Here is an 806-nt window from a genome sequence, read left to right as displayed (position 1 = left end):
GGGCGCGATGTTCGGGTACGACTCGATGCCCATGTTGAGCAGGGAGATCGTGCCGGTGAGGCTGATCAGGATCGCCACGACCCACGCGAAGATGGGGCGGTCGATGAAGAAACTCGGCATGACGGAACTCCCTTACTGCTGGCCGGCGGGGGCGGCCGAGGAGCCCGCCTTCGCCGGGGCCGCGCCAGCGGCGGCCTGCTGGGCAGGCTGCGCGTTGACCGGCGCGTTGTCCTTCGCCTTGGGCACGCCCTCGACGATGACCTTGTCACCCGGGTTCAGGCCGCCGGTGACGACCCAGTTGCTGCCGCTGGTGCGGTCGGCCTTGACCGGCTTGCGGATAGCCGCGGATTCCACGGTCTTCTCCTGGCCCGATTGCGGGTCCTTCACCTTGGCGGTGCCCACCACCATCACATAGGCGGCGTTCGCATCGCGCAGCACGGCGGCCTGCGGGATGAGGTAGACGTTGTGCAGGTCGCCCAGGGTGGCCTTTACCGTGACGAACTGGCCGGGCAGCAGGCGCTGCCCGGTATTCGGCAGCAGGGCGCGCAGGTCGACGGTGCCGGTCTGCGGGTTCACCGTGGCCGACGAGAAATCGAGCTGGCCGGTTTCGCCGAAGTCCGAGCCGTCGGTGAGCTGGATGCGCACCTTCGACTGCTCGGTATCCGCCAGCGTGACCGCACCCTTGGCGGCGGCACTGCGCATCGTGTCGAGGTCGGCCACCGACATGCTGAAGTTGATGTACACCTTGTCGAGCTCATCCACCTGCGTGAGCAGGGTGGTGTCGCCCTGGCCGACCAGGGCGCCCT

At 68.1% G+C, this 806-nt stretch carries 2 protein-coding genes; both read right to left on the bottom strand.

From position 1 onward, the window contains the following. The coding region (locus tag VI08_RS22630) for an efflux RND transporter permease subunit (protein WP_157130539.1) at positions 1-120 on the bottom strand (120 nt) is incomplete at its 3' end. Positions 121-132: 12 nt separating this feature from the next. After that, on the bottom strand, positions 133-806 hold a 674-nt coding region (locus VI08_RS20385), incomplete at its 5' end, for an efflux RND transporter periplasmic adaptor subunit (RefSeq protein WP_045831479.1).

Source organism: Luteibacter yeojuensis, from assembly GCF_000964085.1.
Lineage (GTDB): Bacteria > Pseudomonadota > Gammaproteobacteria > Xanthomonadales > Rhodanobacteraceae > Luteibacter > Luteibacter yeojuensis_A.
Note: the sequence above shows the minus strand (reverse complement) of the source record. Positions and strands in the feature narration are given on the sequence as shown.